Genomic DNA, 22,715 nt, shown 5'->3' on the forward strand with positions numbered 1-22,715 from the left:
GCGGGCTCCGGGAATGCCACGACGCCGCCGTGCCGGACTCGGCCCGTGGGGGCGGTCGGTGCGGCGGCGTTGTTGTGGTGGCGGGTGCCGGGCGTGGTTTGCCGGGGGTTCTCGCCTCTGGGGGTGTTACTTGGTGAGGCCGGCCTTGACGGAGCAGACGGGCCAGGCGCCGGGGCCCTGGGCGGCGAGGACCTTCTCGCCGATGGCGATCTGCTGGGCCTTGGTGGCCTGGTGGGCCTGGGGGGCGTAGGCGGTGCCGCCGAAGGCGGCCCAGGTGCTGGAGGTGAACTGGAGGCCGCCGTAGAAGCCGTTGCCGGAGTTGATGGCCCAGTTGCCGGTGGCCTCGCACTGGGCGACCTTGTCCCAGACGGTGGCGGGGGCGGCGGAGGCGGCGTTGGCCGTGACGAGGCCGGCCACCGGCAGGGCGGTGAGGGCCCCGGCCATGAGTGCCATCCGGACGCGGTTGCGGCGCTTGGTGGCGGTGGTGGCGGTGGTGGTCTCGTGACGGAAGGTCATGGGGGTCCTTTCGGAGGGGGTGCGGGCGCGCGGAACCAGGCCGTGGGGGGCCGTGGGTTTCGGGGGTGCGTCGCTGGTGTGGTGGGGCACTTCCTGCCCTGGGCGGTGTGGCCGGGGTGGTGTGCTCGGTGCAACGGGTTCGAAGGTACGGGGGTGGTGGTGGGGGTTTCAAGGATTCGCAGGTTTGGGCACGTCAGGGTGGTGTTACCGGCTGTAAGGATCAAGGAAATGGGCGGTTTTGAAGGCAAATGCCCGTTTTTTCAAGATCGAAGACGGTGGGGAAGTGGCCCGCGCCACAGTATTGCCGCTGTGAGGGCGGGCACATCGTCGACGGCGGGTGACGGCCGGTCGGCGGCGTGTGCGGGAAGGGTGGGGTGGCGGGCGGCCTCGCGGTGGCCCGCACCACAGCCCTCACCCAACGCCCGCCCGACATCGACGCCGCGTGACGAACCCGTGGCGTGCGGGCTGCCGATGCGGGGCTTCTCGCGGAGGGGCCCGAGTGGCCGGAGGCCGTGGGCCGGGAGGTGGGCCCCGTTCAGCAGGTCGGCACGGCGGGCTCGCTCAGCGGCTCGTCGCCGGCGATCGGTGCGAGGCCGCGGAGCAGGTGGGTGAACAGGTCCTCGAAGACCTGGTCCAGGGCCGGCCCGTGGAGCTGCCCGCTCGCGGCCTGGGAGGCCACGCCGTGCACGGCGGCGTAGAGGACGTTGCCGATCCGGTCGGCGTTGCCGGGCCGGATCAGTCCCTCACGCTGGCCGTGGTCGATCACGGCGCGGAGGTCGGATTTCAGTGGCTGCCAGGCGAGCTCCAGTTCGTCCGCGACGGCGGCGTCGTGCTTGCGGGCGAAGGCGAGTTCCAGGAGCGCGGCGTGTTCGGCGGCGAAGTCGACGTAGGCGCGGGCGAAGGCGAACACCCGCTCGTGGAAGCCCTCCCCGCTCCGGCTGAGTCCGCCGCGGGTCGCCGTGGTCAGCCGCTGGACGCCGGTCAGCGCGAGCGCGTCGAGCAGGGCGCGCCGGTCCTTGAAGTGGCGGCTGGGCGCGGCGTGGCTGACGTCGAGGGCGCGGGCGAGTTCGCGCAGCGACAGCGCCTCGACGCCCTGCTCGCGCAGGGTCTGTTCGGCGCGCTCCAGCAGTGCGGCGCGGAGGTCTCCGTGGTGATAGCGGCCCGTTCGCATGGGCATCAGCATACGAGCATGTAGGCGTTGACTACTTTGTTGGCACTGACTACATTGAGCCGCAGTGCGGAACCGACGCTCGCCCGCGTCCCGGCAAGCCGCGTCCCGGAAACGAGGAGAACCATGGACTTCACGCGCAGGACCACCCTGATCACCGGAGCGTCCACCGGCATCGGGGCCTCGTTCGCCCGCGAGCTCGCCGCCCGCGGGTCGGACCTGGTCGTCGTCGCCCGCAGCGAGGACCGGCTCACGAGCCTCCGGGAGGAACTGGCGGCGGCCCACGGCGTCACCGTGCACGTCGTCCCGCTCGATCTCGCCCGCCCCGGGGCGGGCGCAGAGGTGCAGCGCCGCGTCGAGGAACTGGGCGTGACGGTCGACGTGCTGATCAACAACGCCGGCTTCGCGACCTTCGGCGCCGTCGCCGAGGGCGATCCGACGCGGATGGCCGAAGAGGTGCACCTCAACTGCCTCACGCTCACCGACCTGACCGCCCGGCTGCTGCCCGGCATGGTCGAGCGAGGTCACGGGGCGGTGGTGAACGTGGCCAGCACGGCGGCCTTCCAGCCGATTCCCCGGATGGCCGTCTACGGCGCGACCAAGGCCTACGTGCTCTCGTTCACCGAGGCGCTCGCGAACGAGCTCCGCGGCAGCGGCGTCCGGGCCCTGGCCGTCTGCCCGGGCGCCACCGACACCCCGTTCTTCGACGTCATCGGCGAGCAGGCCGCCGTCGGCGTCCGTCGCCGGCCCGAGCAGGTCGTCGCCACCACCCTGGCCGCCCTGCGGAAGGGGCGTCCGAGCGTGGTGGACGGGTTCCTCAACCGCATCGTGGCCATGACGCCCCGCCTGCTGCCGCGACGCGCCACGCTCGCCGTCGCCGAGCGCGTCACCCGGCCGAACCCGGTGGTCTGAGCGGACCGCCGCCCCCAGGGGGAGGCGGACGTTCGCAATCCGTAAGCCCGGTCGGCCCGGGCTTCGGGCGGGTCCGTTCCTACAGTGGCCGGGAGGTTTCCCGACACGAGAGGCGGACCGATGACGGCCGACCAGAATGTTCCCCCGCGTGCCGAACTGGGCGTGATCGGCGGCTCCGGCCTGTACGCGTTGCTGGACGAGGTGACCGAGGTCTCCGTCGACACCCCGTACGGGCCGCCGAGTGACTCGCTGTTCCTCGGCGAGGTCGCCGGGCGCAGCGTGGCGTTCCTGCCCCGGCACGGGCGGGGTCACCGGATCCCGCCGCACCGCATCGACTACCGCGCCAACCTCTGGGCCCTGCACGCGCTGGGTGTGCGGCAGGTGCTCGGGCCGTGCGCGGTCGGCGGGCTGCGCCCCGAGTACGGGCCGGGCACGCTGCTCGTCCCGGACCAGTTCGTCGACCGCACCTCGGGGCGGCTCCAGACCTACTACGACGGGCTGCCGCTGCCGGACGGCACGGTGCCGGAGGTGGTGCACGTGTCGATGGCCGACCCGTACTGCCCGGCGGGGCGGGCGGTGGCGCTGGACGCCGCCCGCGGCGCCGCGTGGGAGCCGGTCGACGGCGGCACCCTGGTGGTGATCGAGGGCCCGCGCTTCTCCACCCGGGCCGAGTCCCGCTGGTACTCCGCCAACGGCTGGTCGGTGGTCGGCATGACCGGCCACCCCGAGGCCGTCCTCGCCCGCGAACTCGGCCTCTGCTACACCTCGCTGGCCCTGGTCACCGACCTCGACGCGGGCGTCGAGAGCGGCGAGGGCGTCACCCACGCCGAAGTCCTGGAGGTCTTCGCCCGCAACGTCGACCGCCTGCGCACCGTCCTGTTCAAGGCCCTTGAGCGGCTGCCGGTCGTGCGCGAGTGCCCGTGCCGGAGCGCCCTGGACGGTCTCACGACCGGTCTTCCCGGCGTGCCCGGCGCCTGACCAGCCGGTCACGGAGGCTGACCGCCCGGTCACGGCGACCGGGCGCCCGGTCACCCCGCCGCCACCGCCCGACGAGCGCCACCAGCAGCGCGAGGACGGCGGTGGCGGCGAGCACCAGCAGCCAGTTGCGCAGGTAGGGCAGCGGCAGTACCGACGGGTTGCCGTGGTCGTCGTCGGCGCGCAGCACGGCGGGCAGCCCGACCGCGGTGACCGCCGCAACGACGACCAGCCAGCCGCGCGGCACCGGCCCGCGCACCAGGAACGCGCCGAGCAGGCAGAGCAGCGGCACCCAGAGCCCGTCGTTGATCACCAGTGCGCCGACCGCCCAGACCAGCACCTCCACCGGATCGGTGATGTAGGGATCGCCGAGCATCCCGTACACGCCGTAGCCGGTCAGGGCGAGGCCGGCCGCCAGCAGCAGGCCGCGGATCCGGTTCATCGGCCGATCACCTCGATCCGCGCGACCCACTTGGTCTGCAGGACCCCGGGCCGGTTCGGCGCGATGATCCGTGCGGGGTAGCCGTGGTCCGCCGTCAGCACCTCGCCGTTGACGCGCAGGGCGAGCAGGCTGAGCGGATCGTCGACGTACTGGGCGGGCATCTCCATCACCCGGTACGGACCCTCGGCCTCCAGCGAGGTCACCCGCACGCCGGTGCCGGCCGGGGCCCCGGCGCGGGTCAGCAGGTCGGCCACCCGGACCCCGGTCCAGCGCGCGGCGGCGCTCCACCCCTCCACGCAGGAGATGGGCAACTCCACCTCGTACTGGGGTAGTTCGCCGAGCTCGGCCAGGGTCAGCTGGTAGGGCCGCGGCCCGTCGACCCGCAGCCGCCAGTCGGCCGGCACGGTGACCGTCCCGGCCTGGGCGGCGGTGCGGTTCACCGGGAGGCCCTGCGGGCCGAGGTCGGGGCGGCGCGGGGCCAGCAGGTCCAGCGCGCGGAGCCAGGGGACGGACTGCCCGGCGGTGACGAGCGTGACCGCGCCGACCGCGGCGGTGGTGGTGGCGAGGAAGGCCCGGCGCTGGGCCAGGGCGGGCGCGGCCCGGCGCCACCAATTGGCGGCGATGAGCGGTGCCTTGACGGCGAGATGGATCAGCAGGCCGCCGGTGGCCAGCCAGCCCAGCCAGAAGTGGGTCTGCCGGAACGGGAACGGCCACGGATACCACTGGAGCGTGTTCAGCAGGCCGGTGAACAGCTCCAGCAGTGTGGCCGCCACCAGGACGGCGATGCCGAGCCGCTCCAGCGCGTGCAGGACGCTGCGGGCCGGCGGCCACTCGAAGAGCCTCGGGTAGACCGCCCACAGCTTCGCGCCCACCAGCGGGACCGCCGCCAGCCCGCTGATCACGTGCAGCCCCTGGGTGACGCGGTAGCCGTTCACCGGCCGGCTCGGCAGGTGCCCGGCCAGCCAGGAGGGCGGGTCCTGCAGCAGATGGCTCGCCAGGCCGGTCAGGAAGCAGACGACCAGCGCGCCGCCGAGCCAGCGGCCGACGACGACCGTGGTGCGCGGCTCGTGCAGCACCGAGGTGAAGGCGCCGGCACGGAACGGGCCGCGCCGCAGGGCGTCCGGCGGGGACGGCAGCGGCGGGTCGTAGCGGCGGCGGGCGGAGGCGGGACGGGCGGGGGAGGGATCGGAGTTCACGGCTCCATCGAAGCGTCCCGGCGCCGTCCCCGGGCGGTTCGACGTGCTTACGGAATCCGAACGGCGCCCTGCCGGTGCGGCCCGCGGGCGGGGCCCGGTGGCAGGGTGGGCCGCGTGCTGCCGCGACCCGTCCTGCCCTGCGTCCTCGCCCTCACCGCCCTCGTGGCCGCCCTCGCGGCGACCGTCACCACCGGCGGCACGCTCGGCCACCGCGCCCCGCTGTACGGCTGGTACCCGCTCGACGCCGCGCTGTTCGCGGCGGCCGTGCTCCTGCTGCGGCGCGTCCCCGGCCGGTACGTCGGGCGGCTCGTCCTGGCCGGCGGCATCGCCGTCGCGGCCACCGGGCTGCTGGCCCCGCCGCGCACCAGCGACGACGCCTACCGCTACGTCTGGGACGGCCGGGTGCAGGCGGCGGGCGTCTCGCCGTACGCGCACGCGCCGGACGACCCGGCGCTCGCCCGGCTGCGCGACCCGGGCCTGTTCCCGGCCGGCGGCCCCTGCACCGGCTGGGACGAGCGGCGCACGACGGCCGGGGACTGCACCCGGATCAACCGGCCCGCCGTGCACACGGTCTACCCGCCGGTGGCGGAGGCCTGGTTCCTCGTGGTGCACCCGTTCGGCGGCGGCGTGCGCGGCGTCCAGGCGGGCGGCGCGCTGCTGGCGGTGGCGACGACGGGCGTGCTCCTGCTCGCCGGCCGCGCCCGCCGCGCCGCGCTCTGGGCCTGGTGCCCCGGGGTGGCGGTCTGGTCGGTGAACGACGCGCACGTGGACACCCTCGGCGCGCTGCTGATGGTGGCCGGGCTGGCCTCCGTCGCACGGCGCCGGCAGCTCGCGGGCGGCCTGCTGCTCGGCGGGGCCGTGGCGGTGAAGCTGCTGCCGGGGCTGGCCCTGCCCGGCGCCCTGTCCGGCGCCCGGCGCGAGCCCCGGCGGGCACTGCTCCTCGTCGGCGCGGCACTCGCCGCCTTCGCCGTGGCGTACCTGCCGTACGTGCTCGCCTCCGGCACCGGCGTGCTCGGCTACCTTCCCGGCTACCTGCGGGAGGAGGGCTACGACCAGGACCACCTCGACCGCTTCGGCGTGCTCAGACTGCTGGTGCCCGACGCGGCGGCACCGTGGGCGGCCGGCGCGGTGCTGGCACTCGTCGTGCTCCGGGTGCTGTGGCGCGGAGACCCGGCCCGCCCGTGGAGCGGCGCGCTGACGGTGACCGGAACCGCCCTGCTGCTCGTCGCCCCCGGCTACCCCTGGTACGGGCTGCTGGTGGTGGCCCTGGTGGCGATGGACGGCCGCTGGGAGTGGCTCGCCGTACCGGCCGCCGGCCAGTACCTCTACCTCGCCGGCGGCCCGGCGGCCCAACAGGCCGCCTACGGCACGGCGTTGGCCTGCGTGCTCGCCGGCGCGGCGCTGCGCCGCCGCGCGGCTCGGGCTCCGGGCCGGTCGGCACCCCGCTACCCGGTGTCGGCGGATCGATGCTCCCCCCGGACGTGAAGGTCCTCCGGAGACCGGCCCGGTTCGGCGCCCGGGTGGGGCGGGTGGCTGACGGACACCTGGGGCAGGGCGTACGGGTGGTGCTCGCGCACGTAGGCCACCAGGTGCGCAGTTCGAACGCCTCGTCGGCGTTGGCCGCGGTCGCCAGGGCGCGGACGACGATCGTGCTGGGGGTGGTGTCGACGACCTGCAGGGCGCTGCCCTCGCCGTCCCAGAGCGGGTTCTTGGCGAGGTAGGCGTCGAACTCCTGCCGCAGGTCGGCGACCGGCGTGCTGTGGTCGAGGTGGAGCAGGGCCGTGCCGGTGATTCGGGTGGTCCGGCGCGACCAGTTCTCGAACGGGCGGCCGGCGAAGTACGACATCGGCATGACCAGGCGCCGCTGGTCCCAGGTGGCGATCACGACGGACGTGAGGGTGATCTCCTCCACCGTGCCCCACTCGCCGGCCACCACCACGACGTCGCCGATCCGGGCGAGGTCGCCGAAGGCCATCTGGACACCGGCGAAGAGGTTCGCGAGCGTGCTCTGCGCCGCCACACCGGCCACCACGCCGACCAGACCGGCGGAGGCGAGCAGGCTGGTGCCGACACCGCGGACGGCGGGGAAGGTCATCAGCATCGCGCCCAGCGCGATCAGGGCGATGGCGGCCTGGCAGATCCGGCCGAGCAAGCCGGCCTGGGTCCTGGCGCGGCCGGCCTGGGCGGGGTCGCGGCGGCGGACGGCGAGGTGGACGGCGCCGTCCACGAGCAGTCCGACCGCCCGCGCGGCCAGCCACGCCCAGGAGCAGATGGTGGCGAGGACCAAGGCGTGGCGCAGGGTGTCCTCGGCCGCGGGCGCGGCGCCGATCCACGGCAGCGCCCCCAGCAGGAGCCCGCACCCGGTCGCCGCCAGGAACGGCCGACGGCAGTCGCGCAGCAGCCGCGGCGCGCCGCTGGTGCGGGCCTGCGCGGCAAGCCGCCGCGCGAGCAGCTCCGAGCCGCGGTTCAGGCCGTACGCGGCGAGCGCCGCGGCCGCGGCCACCACGAGCAGGCGGACAGCACTCCACCACACCGATCCGGCTCCCTTCTCGCCGTGCGCCGGGGCCCCGCGCCGCCGACCCGGCTCGCCGTCTTCCCCCTTCGGCTGGGTTCAAGCACCCTGTGCCGTCCCGGCGGTGACGGGTGGTCGGCCGACGGCCGGTCGGACGAAGGGTGCATACACCGCCGGTCCGGGGGCACACGAGGGGACCGGCGGCCTCCCCGGGGGTGGCCGCACCAGACCGAGGAGGAGGAGCGATGGCTCGGATCGAGGAGTCCGTCGAGGTGAACGCGCCGCTTCCGGCGGTGTACGAGCAGTGGACCAGGTACGAGGAGTTCCCGGACTTCATGCGCGGCGTGGTGAGCGTCGAGCGGACGGCCCCCGGAGCCACCCGCTGGGTCGTCGACGCCGTGGGCGTCCACCGGGAGTTCGAGGCCCGTACCACCGAGGTCGTCCCGGGGGAGCGGCTCGCCTGGGAGAGCGTGGCCGGCGACGTCCGGCAGGCCGGAGTGGTGACCTTCCACCGGATCGAGGAGGACACCACCAGGCTCATGCTGCAGCTGGAGATCGAGCCGCCCGGCCTGCTGGAACGCCTCGCCGAGGCGCTCGGCTTCGTCGACCGCAGGGTGATCGACGACCTGAGGGACTTCAAGCACCACGTCGAGTCGGGCCGCCGGGCCGCCTGACCGGCCGGGTGCGGCGCCGCGGACGAGAAGCGCGGACGAGAGAGGAGAAACGGATGAACGAGGGCATCAACATCTGGGAGTTCCGCACCACCGCCGGCTACACCGTCGGCACCGACCTGGTCGGCTTCCACGTCGAGGCCACCGACGGCCACATCGGCAAGGTGGACCGGCTGTCGGATGACGTCGACGGCCAGTACCTGGTCGTGGACACCGGGCCCTGGATCTTCGGCAAGCTCGTGCTGCTGCCGGCCGGAACGGTGATCCGCATCGAACTCGGCGAGCGGAAGGTGTACGTCGACAGGTCCAAGGACGAGATCAAGAACAGTCCGTCGTACGACGACCGCTCGGCCGGGACGGAGCCCGACTTCCGCGCCCCGTACGGGCTCTACTACGGCCCGTTCTACGGTGGCCGCATCATCTGACCGGCGCGGCGATCGCGCCCGGCAGCGAGCGGGGAGAGCGTCCGGTCCTCCCCGCTCGCCGGGCCGGTGGCCGGCGGGACGCCGACCGCCGCAAGCGCGGCCGGTCGGCTCCGGCACGGTTCAGGGAGTCGGCAGGCCGCCCGGGCGGGCGGGGCCGCCGAAGCGGACCGGCACGCCGGGGGAGTACAGCACGCTCACCGGCGGCCCGACCGGCGCCGGGAGACCGGCGGCGGTGATCAGCTCGTCCTCGCAGTGCACGAGCTCGGCCCGGTGGAGCGGCCAGCGGGGGTGGGTGTTCGGCAGGTAGACGGACCTGCCGAAGAACGTGTTGTGCATGCCCCAGCGGGCGGTCAGGAAGTGTTCGAGGTCACTCGGCTCCTCGATCCGCTCGCCGATCCGCACCGAGAGCCGGCTGCGGGCCCCGCGCGGCCCCGGCCAGCGTCGGCTGCTGCTGTAGGCGATGGTGTCCGCCTCGCGGTCGATCGACATCCTCGCCCACTTGTAGGGCAGCCGGAAGGTGCTGCGGGCCACGGCCACGGGGAGCAGCCGGGAGGCCTCCAGCGAGCGGAACACCACACCGCGCCGACCGTGGCCGTCCACGGAGTAGAGCCGCACGTTGGTCTCCGGGAAGGTGCCGAGGTACGGGATGCCCGGGACCTTGAACCAGCCCACCCGGTGCATCCGGAACGCCACCAGCCCGATGTAGGTCACCCCGTCGTGGGTGTCCGGCACCGTCCCGGCCGGCAGCAGCGGCGCCACGTCCGCCGGGTCGGCGGCCCAGTGCAGGAACGACAGGTCCAGCCACGACTGGGTGAGCAGCGTGGCCGGGACGTCACGCACCGGATCGGGCGTTATCGGTTCCGCGGGGGCAGGAGCGGCGGCGAGGGCGATCGGCATCATTCGAGCCTCGCACATGCGCCCGCCTTTCGAGCCGGGCGCACGCCGGGAGCCCGGAGACGACGCCGGTGGCGAGGACCAGCCCGAGGACGAGGAGACGCGGCCCGAGCGGCCCCTCGCGGATCGGCCGGCAGACGAGCGCGGCGGTGAGGGCGCTGAGGACGGGGACGGTGATGATCACCGCCAGGAGCCGGCCGGCCGGGCTCACGCCGAGGTGTCGTTCACGCGGGGCCGGCTCGGGCGCTGGACGGTGCGGTAGCGGGGGACGTTGAGGCGCCGGAGGTGCACGGGGTCGGTGGTCCACTCGCAGCCGCCGCCCTCGGGCCGCAGGTAGGCGAGGCCGTTGAGGGTGGCCATGTAGACGCCCTCCGAGGGCTGCCCGGTGACCGTCCGGTGGGCGAGGTCGTGGACGATCTCGCCCACCTTGGGCTGGTAGGAGGGCGTGCGGGGGCGGCTGGGCATGGGTGACTCCGTCGGTAGCTCTGGGCTGTTGGGTCGTTACGACCTGTGTCCATGGTGGGGTGACCGGGGCTACGATCGGAAGCCTCGGAACTGACGAGTTGGGCTGGGTTCAGTTGAGGAGTTCCATGAACCGTCGAGAGCTTGATCCAGCGTCATCCCCAAGTGCGGCCCTGGGCGTTCAACTTCGCAGGTCGCGGGAGTCCCGTGCCCTCACGCAGGCTCAGCTCGGCGAGCTCATCCGGTTCTCCGCGTCCTACATCTCGCGAATTGAACGAGGTGTGGAGCCGCCGAGCCGGCGGCTGGCCCAGGAGGCCGACCGCGTTCTGGAGACCGGTGGGACGATCGAGCTGATGCTCGATCAACTGGAGCACAGCGTGCTGATCGAGGGCTTCCCCGAGTTTGCGGAGCACGAGTCACGCGCTTCGGCCATACGTCTTTTCGAGATCGGCGTCGTCCCTGGCTTGCTGCAGGTTCAGCCCTACGCCGAAGCCTACGAAATGGCCGCGGTGCGGCAGGGGAATTCGACACCCGCCCAGGCCGCCGAGCGGTTGACCTTCCTCAAGTCGCGGCAGGGTCGCCTGTCCGACCCCCAGTCGCCAAGCGTCCAGGCAGTTCTCGATGCCACCTGCCTGTTGCGGCCGATCGGCGGTGCCGAGGTGATGATCGAGCAGCTGCTGCATCTCGAAGCGATGGCTGCCAGGCCGACAGTCGTACTCCAGATCGCCCCGCTGGACTTGGGGGAGGACCGGCCGCTCAACTACCCGCTCGCTCTGCTGACACTTCCGGACCGGCGCACAATCGGGTACACGGAGACCCTTCAGCGTGGGTATCTTGAGCGAGATGCTGAAACGGTAGGGCGTTGGGTGAGCAGCTACGATCGGCTGCAGGTCGAGGCGCTGTCCCAGCGGGCATCGTTGGCCTTCATTCGCAGAGTACGGAAGGACTTCGAGGACCATGTCCGTTGACCTCAGCGGTGTTCAGTGGCGCAAGAGCACCTACAGCAATGGTCAGGGCGGCTGCGTTGAGGTCAGTGACGGGTTCCCGGACCTCATGCCGGTCCGTGACTCCAAGGACCCCTCCGGGCCCGCTCTCGTCTTCCCGGCCGAGGCCTGGCGATCCTTCGTCGCCGCCGTCCGGGCCGGGGAGTTCGGCACCGTCTGAGCCGCGCTGACCGGGGGTCGACCGGATCACCCCGGTCGGCCCCGCCCCGCCCGGCTCAGCCCTTCACCAGGGCCACGAACCGCCTGCCGTACGACGTCCAGCGCTCGGTCTCGACCAGCCCGGCCCGGCCGCCGTGGCGCGCGGCCGCGTCCGCCCCCACGCGGGCCCACGGGAACGGCGGGCCGAGGCGTCCGCCGGGGCCCTCGACCCGCGCCGTGCAGCGCTCGTCCACCGCCCCAGCGGCCACCTCGACCAGCAACGTCCCGCCCGGTGCCAGCAGTTCGGCGCAGCGCGCCAGCAGCGCCGCCGGGTCGCCGCCGATGCCGACGTTGCCGTCGGCCAGCAGCGCGCCGCCCCAGCGCCCCTCCCCGGGCAGCCGGTCGAACACCGAGCGGCAGAGCGCCGCGCCGCCGAGCCCGAGGGTGTGGGCGACGGCCGCCGGGGTGAGGTCCACCCCCAGCGCCGGCACGCCGAGCGCGAGCAGTTCCGCCACCAGCCGGCCGGGCCCGCACCCGAGGTCCAGCACCGGCGCCCCCAGCCGTACGCAGCGCAGCAGCAGGCTGTGGTCGGCCCCGGCCGCCGGCGCGCACCAGCGTTCGATGTCCAGCAGGATCCGGCCGCCGTCGTCCCGGCGCAGCCACAGCGGGCCGCGCCCGGTCCGGACGGCCTCGGCGAACGGGTCGTCGACCCAGGCCGCGGTGACGGTCAACTCGGTCAACGGGCCTTCTCCGCGGCCCGCTCGACCGCTCGCAGGCACGCCGCGAACCGGCCGTCCGGAGCCTGCGCGGCGACCAGCCGGGCGTCCCCGACGGTGTCCACGTCGGTCAGCTCCGGCAGGCCCTCCACCACCAGCCCGGCCGCCCCCAGCCGGTCCAGGAGCGCTGCGCCGGTCCCCGGCGTGGACATCGGCACGTCCACCAGCAGCCGCCGGGCGAGCGCCGCCGTCGGCCGCGCCAGCCCGAGCGCCCAGAACCCGCCGTCGGCCGCCGGGCCGTACCAGGCGTCGACGCCCGCCCGGCGCGCCGCCGACAGCGGCTCGGCCAGCACCGCCGCCCCCACCTGGGGCGTGTCCATCCCGACCAGCAGGGCGGGTGCGCCCGGTGCCAGCCGGGCCGCCGCGGCGAACGCGGCCGCCAACCGTTCGTCCAGGCCGCCGCCGCGCTGCGGGACCACCTGCCACCCGGCCGGCAGCCATGCGCCGGGCTCACCGTCGAGCACCAGCAGCCGCTGCCCGGCCGGGACGGCGGAGAGCGTGTGCAGCGTGTCTTCGAGCGCCGCCGCCGCCAGGTCGGCTGCCTGCTCGGGCGTGAAGTGCGGCGTGAGCCGGGTCTTCACCCGGCCCGGCACCGGCGCCTTGGTGATCACCAGCAGGGTCGGCGGTGGGGCGGCGAGCACGGCCCGCATGTCGCGGACGGCCTGCCGGGTGCCGCGCAGCGTGCCGGTGACCTTCGAGCGGCCGGTGCGGGGCAGGTAGTCGACGGTGGTCTCGGCGATGCGCATCCCGGCCGCCGAGGCGGCGAGCACCATCTCCAGGGGGTAGCCGGAGCGACGGTCGCCGAGGCCGAGGGCGAGCAGCCGCTCCCGCCGGGCGGCCCGCATCGGGCCCAGATCGTGCAGCGGCGCGCCGGTCGAGGCGCGCAACCGCCGCGCCAGCACGGCGTTGGCGAGCCGGGCGTGCACCGGCCACGCGCCCGCCGTCACCGGCCGGCGGCGCCCGAGCACCAGGTCGGCCGTGCCCGCGGTGACGGGGGTGGTGACGAGCGGGAGCTGGGCGGGGTCGAGCGAGCCGTCGCAGTCGAGGAAGCAGACCACGTCGGCGGTGGCGGCGAGCAGCCCGGCGTGGCAGGCGGCGCCGAACCCGCGCCGGGGCTCCTCGACCACGGTCGCGCCCAGCGAGCGGGCCAGCTCGGCCGAGCCGTCGCGCGAACCGTTGTCCACGACGACCGCCCGCCAGCCCCGCGGGATCCGGCCGAGCACCCAGGGCAATGCCGCGGACTCGTCCAGACAGGGCAACACCACGTCGACGGAGAGTGAGGAAGTAGAGGTCACGGCCGTCACGCTAGCCGCGCCAAGGCCCGCGACGGCCGCAGCGGCACCTTACGGAAGTCGTACGTCGCGCCGCGCCGCACGCCGCACCACCGGGGCCGACCGGAGAGGACGCCGCCGGATCTTACGGAACCCGAACGGGCACCGGACGGGGCGCCGAACCCGGTGCGCGGCCCCTATCCTCGGGCGGGTGAACGAGCCCTCAGCCACCCCCGGACCGCCGCCGACCGGCCGCATCCTGGTGATCGACGACGACCCGACCGTGGCCGAGGTGGTCACCGGCTACCTCACCCGCGCCGGACACCGCGTCGACCACGCCGCCGACGGACACCGGGGCCTCGCCCTGGCCACCGCCCACCGCCCCGACCTGCTGGTGCTGGACCTCATGCTGCCCGGCATCGACGGCCTGGAGGTGCTGCGCCGGCTGCGCGCGGACGCCGGGGGCACCGATCTGCCGGTGGTGATGCTCACGGCCAAGGGCGACGAGGCCGACCGCATCCTCGGCCTCGAACTCGGCGCCGACGACTACGTCACCAAACCGTTCAGCCCGCGCGAACTCGTCCTGCGCGTCCAGTCGGTGCTGCGCCGCGCCCGCGCCGGCGCGGCGGCGGCCGCCGCAGAGGGGCCCGGCCCGCTCGCCTCCGGGGACGTCACGCTCGACCCGCAGGCCCGGCGCGCCCACCGCTCGGGCCGCGAACTCGCCCTGACCATCAGGGAGTTCGACCTGCTGGCGTTCCTCCTGCGGCACCCCGGCACGGTGTTCTCCCGCCAGGAGCTGATGACCCGGGTCTGGGGCTGGGAGTTCGGCGACCTGTCCACCGTCACCGTCCACGTCCGGCGCCTGCGCGAGAAGATCGAGGACGACCCCGCCGCGCCGCGCTTGATCAGCACGGTGTGGGGCGTCGGCTACCGCTACGACCCGGCGGACGGTGCCGCCGACGGCGCCGAGGAGGCCCGGGCATGAAGGACCTGCTGCTGATCGCCCTCTTCGCCGCGCTCGGCGCCGGGGGCGCGGGCCTGCTCGGCTGGCCCGCCGTCCGGCTGCTGCGCCGGCGCTCGGTGGCCCTGTCGCTGTTCTGCGTCGCGGCCGTCACCGTCCTCGCCGTCACCTCGGGCACGTTCGCCGTCGCGCAGGCCATGTTCCTCTCCTCCCACGACCTCGGCGTGGTGATTACGGTGCTCGCCGTGGCCGCCGTGGTGTCGCTCCTCACCGCCGCGCTGCTGGGCCGTCAGGTGGTCGCCGGGAGCCGCGCACTGGCCGCGGCCGCCCGTACCGTCGGCAGCGACACCGGGTTCGCGGCACCCGACCGCCCGCTGGGGCGCGAACTGGCCCAGCTCAGCGAGGAGCTGGCCGCCACCAGTGCCCGGCTGGCCGAGTCGAGGGCCCGGGAACAGGCCCTCGAACACTCCCGGCGCGAGCTGATCGCCTGGATCTCGCACGACCTGCGCACCCCGCTGGCCGGCCTGCGGGCCATGGCCGAGGCCCTGGAGGACGGCGTCGCCGAGGAGCCGGAGCGCTACCTGGTGCGGATCCGCACCGAGGTCGAGCGGCTCACCGGCATGGTGGACGACCTGTTCGAGCTGTCCCGGATCCAGGCCGGCGCACTCTCCCTCTCGCTGGCACGGGTGTCCGTCTACGACCTGGTCGACGACGCGCTGACCGGCGCGTACCCGCTCGCCCGCCAGCGCGGAGTCCGGCTGGAGGGGCGCCGGGTCGAGCCGGAACCGGTCGAGGTGGACAGCCGCGAGATCACCCGGGTGCTGGGCAACCTCCTGGTCAACGCGATCCGCTCGACCCCGGAGGAGGGCGTGGTCGCGGTGTCCGCCCGGCGGGAGGCGGACGAGGTGGTGCTCTCGGTCACCGACGGCTGCGGCGGCATCCCGGAGCAGGACCTTCCCCGGGTCTTCGAGACCGGCTGGCGCGGCAGCGCGGCCCGCACGCCCCGGCCGGCTGACCCCGGCGAACGGCGCCACCAGCCCGACGGCGGCGGCAGCGGCGCCGGCCTCGGACTGGCCATCGTGCGGGGCATCGTGGAGGCGCACGCGGGCCGGGCCCGCGTGCACAACGTCGCGGGCGGCTGCTGCTTCGAGATCGCCCTGCCCGCCGCCCGCGCCTGAGCGCCCCGCCGTACGCCGCCCCGCGGCCGCCCCGCCCCCCACGCCCCCCAGGCCGCCCCCGCCCCGGCTCACCCCCGGAGCGGGGCGGCCGCGAACTCCGCCATGCCCGCCGCGAACGGCACGCGCGGGACCCAGCCCAGCTCGGCCCGCAGCCGGGCCGAGTCGGCGGTGATGTGCCGTACGTCGCCGAGCCGGTACTCGCCCGTCACCACGGGCGCCGGACCGCCGTACGCCGCCGCCAGCGCGCCCGCCATCTCGCCCACGGTGCGCACCTCGCCGCTGCCCACGTTGTACGCCCGGGCACTGCCCGGCGGCCGGGCGCCGACCGCCGCCAGCGCCGCGAGGTTGGCGGCGGCGACGTCCTCGACGTGGACGAAGTCCCGGCGCTGGCCGCCGTCCTCGAACACCCGCGGCGCCTCACCCCGGGCGAGCGCCGAGCGGAACAGCGAGGCCACCCCCGCGTACGGGGTGTCGCGCGGCATCCCGGGGCCGTACACGTTGTGGTAGCGCAGCGTCAGCACCGTGCCGTGGCTGGCGCGGGCCCAGGCGGAGGCCAGGTGCTCCTGGGCGAGCTTGGTGGCCGCGTACACGTTGCGCGGGTCGCCGGGTGCGTCCTCGGTCACCAGCCCGGGCAGCAGCGGGGCGCCGCACACCGGGCAGGGCGGCTCGAACCGCCCGGCGTCCAGCTCCGCCGGCCGGCGCGGGCCCGGCGCCACGTCCCCGTGCTCCGGGCAGCGGTAGCGCCCCTCCCCGTACACCACCATCGACCCGGCCAGCACCAGCCGCCGCACCCCGGCCCGCGCCATGGCGGCCAGCAGTACCGCCGTCCCGAGGTCGTTGCAGCCCGCGTACTCCGGGGCGTCGTCCAGGTCCAGCCCCAGCCCGACCATCGCCGCCTGGTGGCAGACCGCGTCCACCCCGGCGAGCGCCCGCCCGACCGCCGCCGCGTCACGGACGTCGCCGTGCCGGAAGTCCACGCCCGCCGGCAGCGCGGGCGGCCGTCCGCCGGGGTGGACGGCCGGCAGCAGGGCGTCCAGCACCCGCACCTCGTGCCCGGCCGCGGCCAGGGCGCGTACCACGGACGAGCCGATGAAACCGGCACCGCCGGTGACCAGGATCCTCATGCCACCGACGCTATCGACCGGTCGGCTCCGGGCGCCGCCGGCGCGGGCGGCCGTCACCGATCGGTAAGACCCGTGCGCGGGCCCTGCCCGCGCACCCGCTGCCGAAAGATGACGAAACCCTGACGCCGCGGCCCGACCCCTGGCGGCGGACCGGCCGCACCTGGTCGAATCCCCGGTGTGGAAGACGGAACGGAACGAAGCACGCGGACGACCCCGGTCGGCCGCCGGGTGGTCCTGGGGCTGATCGGGCTCGGCGCCGTCGGCGTCGCCGCGGGCCCCGCACTGCAACGCGCCCAGGACGCGGTGGCGAGCCGAGACCCCAGCGGGCTGACCGGGCTGCTGCCCGCAGCCGGCGGCTTCCGGTACTACTCCGTGGCCTCCTCGGTCCCGGACCGCACCGCCGACACCTACCGGCTGACCGTGGACGGCCTGGTGGACCGCCCGGCGAGCCACCGGCTCGACGACCTCCGGGCGATGCCGCAGCGCCGGATCGTCCGGGACGTCCAGTGCGTGACCGGCTGGCGGGTGCCGGAGACGCCGTTCGAGGGCGTGCCGCTAGCCGCGCTGCTCGATGCCGCCGGCGTCCGGCCCGGCGCACGGGCCGTGCGGTTCAGCTGCTTCGACGGCGTGTACACCGAGAGCCTGACGCTCGACCAGGCGCGCCGCGACGACGTGCTCGTCGCCCTGAAGCTCCAGGACGCCCCGATCTCCCACGCCCACGGCGGCCCGGTCCGGCTCTACGTGGCACCGATGTACTTCTACAAGTCGGCCAAGTGGCTGTCCGGGATCACCGTCACCGAGACGGTCGAGCCCGGCTACTGGGAGCAGAACGGCTACGACGTGGACGCCTGGGTCGGACGCTCGAACGGACGTGACGATGCCCCGACCGCCTGAGCGGCTGCTCCGCTTCGCCAGGGCCGAACGGTGGGTCCACCACACCACCGCGCTCCTGCTGCTCACCTGCCTGGCCACCGCCGCCTGCCTGTACCTGCCGCCGCTCGCCGAACTGGTGGGCCGCCGGCGCCTGGTGGTGACCGTCCACGTGTGGTGCGGCCTGCTGCTGCCCGTCCCCCTGCTCCTCGGTCTGCTCTCCCGGGCGCTGCGCGCGGACGCCGGCCTGCTGAGCCGGTTCGCCCCGGCCGACCGGGAGTGGCTGCGGACCGTCCGGGCCCGCCGCGCCGGCCGGCCGTCGGGCAAGTTCAACGCGGGGCAGAAGCTGTACGCGCAGTGGACGCTCGGATCGATGCTGGTGCTGCTGGGGACGGGGCTGCTGATGTGGCTCGTCCACCTGGCGCCGCCCGCCTGGCGAACGGGCGCGACCTTCGTCCACGACTGGTTCGCCGCGGCCGTCGCCGTCGTGACGGCCGGCCACGTCCGGATGGCGCTCGGGGACCGCGAGGCGCTGCGCGGGATGCGGACCGGACGGGTGGACCGCGGCTGGGCCGCCCGGGAGCACCCGCAGTGGCGTCCGGACGCCTGAGCGCCGTGCGGACGCCTGAGCGCCGTGCGGACGCCTGAGCGCCGTTCGGACGCGGCCCCGCACGCGGCGCGGGACGCGTCATCGCCGCCCGCCGGGAGGCCCTGGACGCCGCCCCCGCCGACCGCTACCCGCGCACCGTCCGGGCGGCCGGCGAGATCGCCGCCTTCGTCTCAGGGCACCGTGGCTCTGGTCGCTGGAGCGCGTCCTCGACGGGATCACCGCCCGCCCCTGAGAGCGGCCTCCGGCGAAGCGGGCCGACGGCGATGCCCCGACGGCCGCTTCACCGTCACCCGGCGCTTCCCATGTCGGCGCTGGGGCCTAAGGTATGAGTCAACAGCCGTGGTGCTGGGGTGAATTCCACTGTGGGGGAGGCAAAAAGATGGCCGTGGACGGCTTCAAACTGCTGGCCGAGGCGCACGCGTACCTACTGGAGGCGGTGCGGGGGGTGCCGGAGGGCGCATGGGGTGCCGCGACGCCGTGCAGCGAGTGGACGGTCCGTCAGGTGTTCCACCACGCCCGGCTCGACCAGCAGGCGCTGGTCATGCAGATCACCGGCGACGCCCCCGAGGGGGACCCGTTCCAGCCGGTGGACGCGCTGGAGGCCGACGGCCGGGACGCGGCGGTGCAGCTGGAGGCACTGCTCGGGGCGGCGATGAAGGCGTGGGAGTCGGTGCGGGAGGCGGAGAGCGTGCGCACCCCGATGGGTCCGATGCCCGCGCACGCCGGGACGGCCGTCGCCGCGCTCGACGCCGCCGTCCACGCTTGGGACATCGCCCGGGCCACCGGCCAGGACCTTCCGCTCGACGAGTCCATGGCGGCGCGGCTGGAGGTCCCGGCCGGGCAGATCGTCGACTTCGTCCGCGACACGTTCGGCAAGTTCGGCCCCACGGTCGACGTCCCCGCCGACGCCTGCCGCGCCGACAAGCTCCTCGCGTTCACCGGCCGCGACCCGCGGTGGACGGCACGGGTGAGCTGACCGCACCCACGGCGGTGCTCCCGGGTGCCCGCGCCACCGTGCGCGGGCACCCGGGGAGCAGCCCGGCCCGACCGCCTCGTGGGCGCGTCGGTCGGCTGGCGCGTCGGTCGGCGGAGGAGCGGGCGGGCGCGGGATAGCCTCGGACTCCGGCCGGCGCGGTCCGCCCGTGCCGGGAGCGCCGAAGCCCGGAGGTCCGCCCGTGTCCCTGGTCCGCGTCCACAACTTCTCGATCTCCCTCGACGGCTACGGCACCGGAGAGGGACAGAGCCTGGAGTCCCCGTTCGGCCACGCCGGCGACCGGCTGCACCGCTGGTTCTTCCAGACCCGGACGTTCCGGCGGATGCACGGCCAGGAGGGCGGCGACACCGGTGTGGACGACGCGATGGCCGCGGCCTGGGGCCACGGCATCGGGGCGGAGATCATGGGGCGGAACAAGTTCGGCCCCCAGCGCGGCCCGTGGGAGAACCACGAGTGGACCGGCTGGTGGGGCCCGAATCCGCCGTTCCACACTCCGGTCTTCGTCCTGACCCACCACCCGCGGCCGACGGTGGAGATGGCGGGCGGCACCACCTTCCACTTCCTCGACGCCGGGCCGGAGGAGGCGCTGCGCCGGGCCCGGGAGGCGGCCGGCGGCCTGGACGTCCGGATCGGCGGCGGGCCCAGCACGGTCCGCGCGTTCCTGGCCGCCGACCTGATCGACCACCTGCACGTCGTCGTGGTGCCGATCGTCCTCGGCCGGGGCGTGCGGCTGTGGGAGGGGCTGGAAGGCGTCGAGGACCGCTTCCGCACCGAGTCCGTCACCAGCCCGAGCGGCGTGACCCACGTGACCTTCACCCGCGCCTGACGCCGCGCCACCCGGCCCACGCCGTCACCCCGCACCGCAGCCGGACGCCGCCCGGTCCCGGCGGGAATCGCCGGACACGCCCCAGTGGGTTCCACCGGGGCAGTACGACCCGCTGGTCGCGGCGTTCGAGGAGTGGGTGCGGACCCGGATCGGCGAGCCGCTGTCGATCGCGGAGGCCGCCCGGGACCTCGGCGTCAGCGAGCGCACCCTGCAGCGGACGGTGACCCGCGTCCTCGGCTGCTCGCCGATCCGGCTGGTGCAGAGCCTGCGCGTGGAGCAGGCCGAGCACCTGCGGCTCCCGCGAGCGTCGACGCCCGTACCAGGACTCGTACGCACGACAGGCTCGTGCCAGGGGGAGGAAGGCCCTCCCCCGTCCGCACCCGTCCGTCTCCGGCACGGGGCGTCGGTTCACGGAAGCTTCCGCCAGTGGTCACCCGGACGCGCACGGGCGACGCCGCGGGCATGGCATCATGAGAGTCAGATGTGACATATCACATGGCTCAGGTAGGGTGTCGGCCCCACACGGCATGCCTCGCGACCTCCAGGAGGACTCCCGTGAACCGAACCGCCCTCACTCTCGCGGCCCTGGCCGCGCTCGCCCTGCCGCTCGCGGCCACCCCGGCCGCCGAGGCCGCCCCGGCATCCGCCGGCCCCGCCGTTGCCACCTCGTCGGCGACCACGGGCTGCGGCCCCTCCGTACGGATGATCACCAGGCTGAACACCGTCTGCGTGACGGTCGACGGGTCGTCCGTCCGCGTCTACGGCGTCAGCACCCAGCTGGTCACCGGGCCGGGGCGGGACTACATCTTCAAGGTCTCCGCGTCCGTGGTGGACGGCGCGTCACTCGGCACGGAGAGCGGCTCCGCCTTCTTCGGCGCCGGAACCGCCTACGTCGGCGGACCGAGCGCGGTCGTCCCCTGCGGATCGACCGTGCGGGCGTCCTTCGCGCTGACGGACTTCGGCACGCCCCCGCCCACCTCGGTGGTGGACGTGGTCGTCGGCTGCTGATCCCGGCCCTCCCTCCGGCACCCCTGCGCTCCGGGACGCCGTCGCGCGTCCCGGAGCGGCGCCGGGCCTCCCGGACGGCCGGGGCGGAGGATGTCTCCACGGCCCCGGCCGACCCCGCCCGCCTGGAGCGCACCGTGCCGCGGTGGCTCAGGCCCGACGCACCGGAGAGCACCGCATGAGGATCCACCTCACCAGCGTCTTCGTCGACGACCAGGGCGAGGCCCTGCGCTTCTACACCGACGTGCTGGGCTTCGTGAAGAAGCACGACATCCCGCTGGGCGCGGCCCGCTGGCTGACCGTGGTCTCGCCGGAGGACCCCGACGGGCCCGAACTGCTCCTCGAACCCTCCGGTCACCCCGCCGTGCAGCCGTACAAGACGGCCCTGGTCCGCGACGGCATCCCGGCCGCGTCCTTCGCGGTGGACGACGTCCGGGCGGAGTTCACGCGGCTGCGCGGGCTCGGGGTGCGCTTCACCCAGGAGCCGACGGAGATGGGCCCCGTCACCACCGCGGTCCTGGACGACACCTGCGGCAACCTGATCCAGCTCGTGCACAGCGAGTAGGGCGCCGGCCGGGTCGCCCGCCGCACGCCCAGCGCGCCCTCACCCCGGGCCGACCGCCCCGCCGCGCCCCTGGCATGTCCGCGGCCGAAAAAACCGCTGGTCACAGCCCTGTTCACGACGGCACCGGCGGGCCTAGCATTCCCCCCACGGCGGCCCTCGGGAGCAGCACCCGGGCCGCCACCTGCCCGGCCGACCCCCGCACGGCCGGAGCCTCCCCACCGGCCGGGGCCTGCGGCACGCCCCCCTCGTCCCCAGACCCCGGCCGGTGACCCCAACGAAGCCGGGCCCCGGCGGGCGCCCTGCCGGCCGGACGGATACGTCTGCCGGACCTGTTCGGACCGCGCGGTGCGAACACGGGGCACCTGCCCGGGGTGCGGCCAGGACCGGGCTCTCCCCGGGCTCCACCCCGGCGACGGCTCCGCGATCTGTACGACCTGCGCCGGCTTCTCCCAGACTTTCGACTGCTCGCGCTGTCGGTGAACCGGCACAGTTGGTACGAGAGCCCGCCGGTAGAGGGGCCGCTACAGGCCCGCAATCCAGGGATGCCCCGGATGTACGCGGGCGAGCAGCTCGGTCAGGGTCTCGCGCTGAGCCGGGGTCATGTGCGGGACGATCGCGTCGAAGTCTGACTGATCCTTTCGGCGGACATGCTTGGCCTTGAACAGCAGGACCAGTTCGGGTGCCAGATACGGGATGCCGTCCTGGGTGTGCAGGATGATGTCGCTGTAGGGAAGCCGGATCCTCCCATCGCGTCGGCAGATCCAGGTGTCGCCGTCGTGCGGTTCGCGGAACACGTCGAGCAGGTAGTTTCCGGTGACCGGATCGCGGATCCATGTCTGGTATACGGCGGCCAGCACCTCCGGTGTGGCGTCCTCCCAGATCCGGCCGCTGCCTGCCGCGTCGAAAACGTACCTGGGGAAGCGGCAGCGGATCTCGGGAAAGCTCGCGGCCGGAATCGCGATCTCGATGTCCCCATGCGCGCGTGTCTGCCTGCCGCGGAACAGGTCCAGCGCCCAGCCCGCGGCCACGTACCAGGGCGTGCCGATCCCGGCCAACTGCTCCGCGACCACACTCGGGGTCCAGCAGGACGACCACCTGGCATGGAGGGCTTCGATCTCGTCGGGTGACAGCTCGATGCCGCCGCTGGGCAGTTGCTCGCTCACCGCAGGAATCTATCAGCGACTCGAAGGCCCCCGGCCGCGTCCGATGAAGGAGACCAG

26 protein-coding genes and 2 pseudogenes are annotated in these 22,715 nt (G+C 74.7%); 16 read left to right on the top strand and 12 right to left on the bottom strand.

Annotation, left to right across the window (positions count from 1 at the left end; translation table 11 throughout):
• Window positions 1–126 precede the first annotated feature (126 nt).
• Entirely contained in the window at window positions 127–516 is a 390-nt protein-coding gene (locus ACFVHB_RS06215) for a transglycosylase family protein (protein WP_380315886.1), read from the bottom strand.
• 535 nt (window positions 517–1,051) lie between these two features.
• On the bottom strand, window positions 1,052–1,687 hold the full coding sequence (locus ACFVHB_RS06220; protein ID WP_380315889.1) for a TetR/AcrR family transcriptional regulator: 636 nt from the start codon (window positions 1,685–1,687) through the stop codon (window positions 1,052–1,054).
• A gap of 123 nt (window positions 1,688–1,810) precedes the next feature.
• On the opposite strand from ACFVHB_RS06220, the gene ACFVHB_RS06225 reads away from it, so the two are divergent.
• Both ACFVHB_RS06225 and ACFVHB_RS06230 read left to right on the top strand, forming a co-directional pair.
• Window positions 1,811–2,596 (top strand): SDR family NAD(P)-dependent oxidoreductase, encoded by a 786-nt coding sequence (locus ACFVHB_RS06225; RefSeq protein WP_380315892.1) that lies wholly within the window; start codon window positions 1,811–1,813, stop codon window positions 2,594–2,596.
• A 120-nt stretch (window positions 2,597–2,716) separates the two neighbouring features.
• Window positions 2,717–3,574 (top strand): S-methyl-5'-thioadenosine phosphorylase, encoded by an 858-nt coding sequence (locus tag ACFVHB_RS06230; RefSeq protein ID WP_380315895.1) that lies wholly within the window; start codon window positions 2,717–2,719, stop codon window positions 3,572–3,574.
• Here the strand turns inward: ACFVHB_RS06230 and ACFVHB_RS06235 are convergent.
• Both ACFVHB_RS06235 and ACFVHB_RS06240 read right to left on the bottom strand, forming a co-directional pair.
• A complete protein-coding gene (locus ACFVHB_RS06235; protein ID WP_380315898.1) occupies window positions 3,540–4,013 on the bottom strand; it encodes a hypothetical protein in 474 nt (157 codons plus the stop codon). The two genes, ACFVHB_RS06230 and ACFVHB_RS06235, sit on opposite strands and share 35 nt — an antisense overlap.
• Entirely contained in the window at window positions 4,010–5,149 is a 1,140-nt protein-coding gene (locus tag ACFVHB_RS06240; RefSeq protein WP_380316112.1) for a molybdopterin-dependent oxidoreductase, read from the bottom strand. The genes ACFVHB_RS06235 and ACFVHB_RS06240 overlap by 4 nt, the downstream gene beginning before the upstream one ends.
• Window positions 5,150–5,323: 174 nt before the next feature.
• Between ACFVHB_RS06240 and ACFVHB_RS06245 the strand changes: the two genes are divergently transcribed.
• The gene (locus ACFVHB_RS06245; RefSeq protein WP_380315901.1) at window positions 5,324–6,694 is read left to right on the top strand and encodes a glycosyltransferase 87 family protein; all 1,371 of its coding nucleotides are present in this window, start codon (window positions 5,324–5,326) and stop codon (window positions 6,692–6,694) included.
• Window positions 6,695–7,073: 379 nt separating this feature from the next.
• Here the strand turns inward: ACFVHB_RS06245 and ACFVHB_RS06250 are convergent.
• Window positions 7,074–7,310 (bottom strand): annotated as a pseudogene (locus ACFVHB_RS06250) (mechanosensitive ion channel family protein); the annotation flags it as partial.
• A gap of 656 nt (window positions 7,311–7,966) precedes the next feature.
• Here ACFVHB_RS06250 and ACFVHB_RS06255 point away from each other — a divergent pair.
• Both ACFVHB_RS06255 and ACFVHB_RS06260 read left to right on the top strand, forming a co-directional pair.
• Entirely contained in the window at window positions 7,967–8,395 is a 429-nt protein-coding gene (locus ACFVHB_RS06255) for an SRPBCC family protein (protein WP_380315904.1), read from the top strand.
• A 53-nt stretch (window positions 8,396–8,448) separates the two neighbouring features.
• A complete protein-coding gene (locus tag ACFVHB_RS06260; protein ID WP_380315906.1) occupies window positions 8,449–8,817 on the top strand; it encodes a PRC-barrel domain-containing protein in 369 nt (122 codons plus the stop codon).
• A 120-nt stretch (window positions 8,818–8,937) separates the two neighbouring features.
• Here ACFVHB_RS06260 and ACFVHB_RS06265 read toward each other — a convergent pair whose 3' ends face one another.
• Window positions 8,938–9,732: a YqjF family protein gene (locus ACFVHB_RS06265; protein WP_380315909.1), complete on the bottom strand. Its 795-nt coding sequence runs from the start codon at window positions 9,730–9,732 to the stop codon at window positions 8,938–8,940.
• Window positions 9,733–9,918: 186 nt separating this feature from the next.
• The gene (locus tag ACFVHB_RS06270; protein ID WP_380315912.1) at window positions 9,919–10,176 is read right to left on the bottom strand and encodes a hypothetical protein; all 258 of its coding nucleotides are present in this window, start codon (window positions 10,174–10,176) and stop codon (window positions 9,919–9,921) included.
• Between the two features lie 125 nt (window positions 10,177–10,301).
• Between ACFVHB_RS06270 and ACFVHB_RS06275 the strand changes: the two genes are divergently transcribed.
• Both ACFVHB_RS06275 and ACFVHB_RS06280 read left to right on the top strand, forming a co-directional pair.
• Entirely contained in the window at window positions 10,302–11,141 is an 840-nt protein-coding gene (locus ACFVHB_RS06275; RefSeq protein WP_380315914.1) for a Scr1 family TA system antitoxin-like transcriptional regulator, read from the top strand.
• Complete coding sequence (locus tag ACFVHB_RS06280) at window positions 11,131–11,337, top strand: DUF397 domain-containing protein (RefSeq protein WP_380315917.1); 207 nt, start codon at window positions 11,131–11,133, stop codon at window positions 11,335–11,337. The genes ACFVHB_RS06275 and ACFVHB_RS06280 overlap by 11 nt, the downstream gene beginning before the upstream one ends.
• Window positions 11,338–11,392: 55 nt before the next feature.
• Here ACFVHB_RS06280 and ACFVHB_RS06285 read toward each other — a convergent pair whose 3' ends face one another.
• From ACFVHB_RS06285 to ACFVHB_RS06295, 3 genes and pseudogenes are all read right to left on the bottom strand, one after another.
• Window positions 11,393–12,055, bottom strand: a complete 663-nt coding sequence (locus ACFVHB_RS06285; RefSeq protein ID WP_380315920.1) for a class I SAM-dependent methyltransferase — start codon at window positions 12,053–12,055, stop codon at window positions 11,393–11,395.
• Entirely contained in the window at window positions 12,052–12,741 is a 690-nt protein-coding gene (locus tag ACFVHB_RS06290; protein ID WP_380316115.1) for a DUF2064 domain-containing protein, read from the bottom strand. The genes ACFVHB_RS06285 and ACFVHB_RS06290 overlap by 4 nt, the downstream gene beginning before the upstream one ends.
• Window positions 12,715–13,395 (bottom strand): annotated as a pseudogene (locus ACFVHB_RS06295) (glycosyltransferase family 2 protein); the annotation flags it as partial. The pseudogene ACFVHB_RS06295 and the gene ACFVHB_RS06290, both read right to left, overlap by 27 nt.
• A gap of 178 nt (window positions 13,396–13,573) precedes the next feature.
• Here ACFVHB_RS06295 and ACFVHB_RS06300 point away from each other — a divergent pair.
• Both ACFVHB_RS06300 and ACFVHB_RS06305 read left to right on the top strand, forming a co-directional pair.
• A complete protein-coding gene (locus tag ACFVHB_RS06300; RefSeq protein ID WP_380315923.1) occupies window positions 13,574–14,347 on the top strand; it encodes a response regulator transcription factor in 774 nt (257 codons plus the stop codon).
• Window positions 14,344–15,501: a sensor histidine kinase gene (locus ACFVHB_RS06305; RefSeq protein WP_380315926.1), complete on the top strand. Its 1,158-nt coding sequence runs from the start codon at window positions 14,344–14,346 to the stop codon at window positions 15,499–15,501. Before ACFVHB_RS06300 ends, ACFVHB_RS06305 begins: the two co-directional genes overlap by 4 nt.
• A 68-nt stretch (window positions 15,502–15,569) precedes the next feature.
• Here ACFVHB_RS06305 and ACFVHB_RS06310 read toward each other — a convergent pair whose 3' ends face one another.
• Complete coding sequence (locus ACFVHB_RS06310) at window positions 15,570–16,625, bottom strand: NAD-dependent epimerase/dehydratase family protein (protein ID WP_380315929.1); 1,056 nt, start codon at window positions 16,623–16,625, stop codon at window positions 15,570–15,572.
• 168 nt (window positions 16,626–16,793) lie between these two features.
• Between ACFVHB_RS06310 and ACFVHB_RS06315 the strand changes: the two genes are divergently transcribed.
• The 7 genes from ACFVHB_RS06315 (at window position 16,794) to ACFVHB_RS06345 (ending at window position 21,495) form a co-directional block, all read left to right on the top strand.
• On the top strand, window positions 16,794–17,519 hold the full coding sequence (locus ACFVHB_RS06315; RefSeq protein ID WP_380316118.1) for a molybdopterin-dependent oxidoreductase: 726 nt from the start codon (window positions 16,794–16,796) through the stop codon (window positions 17,517–17,519).
• The gene (locus ACFVHB_RS06320; RefSeq protein ID WP_380315932.1) at window positions 17,503–18,105 is read left to right on the top strand and encodes a cytochrome b/b6 domain-containing protein; all 603 of its coding nucleotides are present in this window, start codon (window positions 17,503–17,505) and stop codon (window positions 18,103–18,105) included. Before ACFVHB_RS06315 ends, ACFVHB_RS06320 begins: the two co-directional genes overlap by 17 nt.
• Window positions 18,106–18,484: 379 nt before the next feature.
• A complete protein-coding gene (locus ACFVHB_RS06325) occupies window positions 18,485–19,081 on the top strand; it encodes a TIGR03086 family metal-binding protein (RefSeq protein ID WP_380315934.1) in 597 nt (198 codons plus the stop codon).
• A 199-nt stretch (window positions 19,082–19,280) separates the two neighbouring features.
• Window positions 19,281–19,925 carry a dihydrofolate reductase family protein gene (locus ACFVHB_RS06330; RefSeq protein WP_380315937.1) on the top strand — a complete coding sequence of 215 codons (645 nt, stop codon included), beginning with the start codon at window positions 19,281–19,283 and terminating at the stop codon, window positions 19,923–19,925.
• A 136-nt stretch (window positions 19,926–20,061) separates the two neighbouring features.
• A complete protein-coding gene (locus ACFVHB_RS06335; RefSeq protein ID WP_380315940.1) occupies window positions 20,062–20,412 on the top strand; it encodes a helix-turn-helix domain-containing protein in 351 nt (116 codons plus the stop codon).
• 68 nt (window positions 20,413–20,480) lie between these two features.
• Window positions 20,481–20,933 (top strand): hypothetical protein, encoded by a 453-nt coding sequence (locus ACFVHB_RS06340; protein ID WP_380315943.1) that lies wholly within the window; start codon window positions 20,481–20,483, stop codon window positions 20,931–20,933.
• A gap of 175 nt (window positions 20,934–21,108) precedes the next feature.
• Complete coding sequence (locus ACFVHB_RS06345) at window positions 21,109–21,495, top strand: VOC family protein (protein WP_380315946.1); 387 nt, start codon at window positions 21,109–21,111, stop codon at window positions 21,493–21,495.
• A gap of 521 nt (window positions 21,496–22,016) precedes the next feature.
• On the opposite strand, the gene ACFVHB_RS06350 is transcribed toward ACFVHB_RS06345, so the two are convergent.
• Window positions 22,017–22,658: a nucleotidyltransferase domain-containing protein gene (locus ACFVHB_RS06350; protein ID WP_380315949.1), complete on the bottom strand. Its 642-nt coding sequence runs from the start codon at window positions 22,656–22,658 to the stop codon at window positions 22,017–22,019.
• Window positions 22,659–22,715: the final 57 nt, after the last annotated feature.

The sequence above is a fragment of the Kitasatospora sp. NPDC127111 genome, assembly GCF_042677465.1.
Taxonomy (GTDB): Bacteria; Actinomycetota; Actinomycetes; order Streptomycetales; family Streptomycetaceae; genus Kitasatospora.

Coding starts and splice junctions, on each gene's coding strand:
- ACFVHB_RS06235 (WP_380315898.1), bottom strand. CDS start 4,013: ATGAACCGGATCCGCGGCCTGCTGCTGGCGGCCGGCCTCGCCCTGACC.
- ACFVHB_RS06325 (WP_380315934.1), top strand. CDS start 18,485: ATGGCCGTGGACGGCTTCAAACTGCTGGCCGAGGCGCACGCGTACCTA.
- ACFVHB_RS06220 (WP_380315889.1), bottom strand. CDS start 1,687: ATGCGAACGGGCCGCTATCACCACGGAGACCTCCGCGCCGCACTGCTG.
- ACFVHB_RS06270 (WP_380315912.1), bottom strand. CDS start 10,176: ATGCCCAGCCGCCCCCGCACGCCCTCCTACCAGCCCAAGGTGGGCGAG.
- ACFVHB_RS06310 (WP_380315929.1), bottom strand. CDS start 16,625: ATGAGGATCCTGGTCACCGGCGGTGCCGGTTTCATCGGCTCGTCCGTG.
- ACFVHB_RS06255 (WP_380315904.1), top strand. CDS start 7,967: ATGGCTCGGATCGAGGAGTCCGTCGAGGTGAACGCGCCGCTTCCGGCG.
- ACFVHB_RS06305 (WP_380315926.1), top strand. CDS start 14,344: ATGAAGGACCTGCTGCTGATCGCCCTCTTCGCCGCGCTCGGCGCCGGG.
- ACFVHB_RS06320 (WP_380315932.1), top strand. CDS start 17,503: ATGCCCCGACCGCCTGAGCGGCTGCTCCGCTTCGCCAGGGCCGAACGG.
- ACFVHB_RS06265 (WP_380315909.1), bottom strand. CDS start 9,732: ATGTGCGAGGCTCGAATGATGCCGATCGCCCTCGCCGCCGCTCCTGCC.
- ACFVHB_RS06275 (WP_380315914.1), top strand. CDS start 10,302: ATGAACCGTCGAGAGCTTGATCCAGCGTCATCCCCAAGTGCGGCCCTG.
- ACFVHB_RS06260 (WP_380315906.1), top strand. CDS start 8,449: ATGAACGAGGGCATCAACATCTGGGAGTTCCGCACCACCGCCGGCTAC.
- ACFVHB_RS06225 (WP_380315892.1), top strand. CDS start 1,811: ATGGACTTCACGCGCAGGACCACCCTGATCACCGGAGCGTCCACCGGC.
- ACFVHB_RS06215 (WP_380315886.1), bottom strand. CDS start 516: ATGACCTTCCGTCACGAGACCACCACCGCCACCACCGCCACCAAGCGC.
- ACFVHB_RS06230 (WP_380315895.1), top strand. CDS start 2,717: ATGACGGCCGACCAGAATGTTCCCCCGCGTGCCGAACTGGGCGTGATC.
- ACFVHB_RS06290 (WP_380316115.1), bottom strand. CDS start 12,741: ATGCGGGCCGTGCTCGCCGCCCCACCGCCGACCCTGCTGGTGATCACC.
- ACFVHB_RS06345 (WP_380315946.1), top strand. CDS start 21,109: ATGAGGATCCACCTCACCAGCGTCTTCGTCGACGACCAGGGCGAGGCC.
- ACFVHB_RS06280 (WP_380315917.1), top strand. CDS start 11,131: ATGTCCGTTGACCTCAGCGGTGTTCAGTGGCGCAAGAGCACCTACAGC.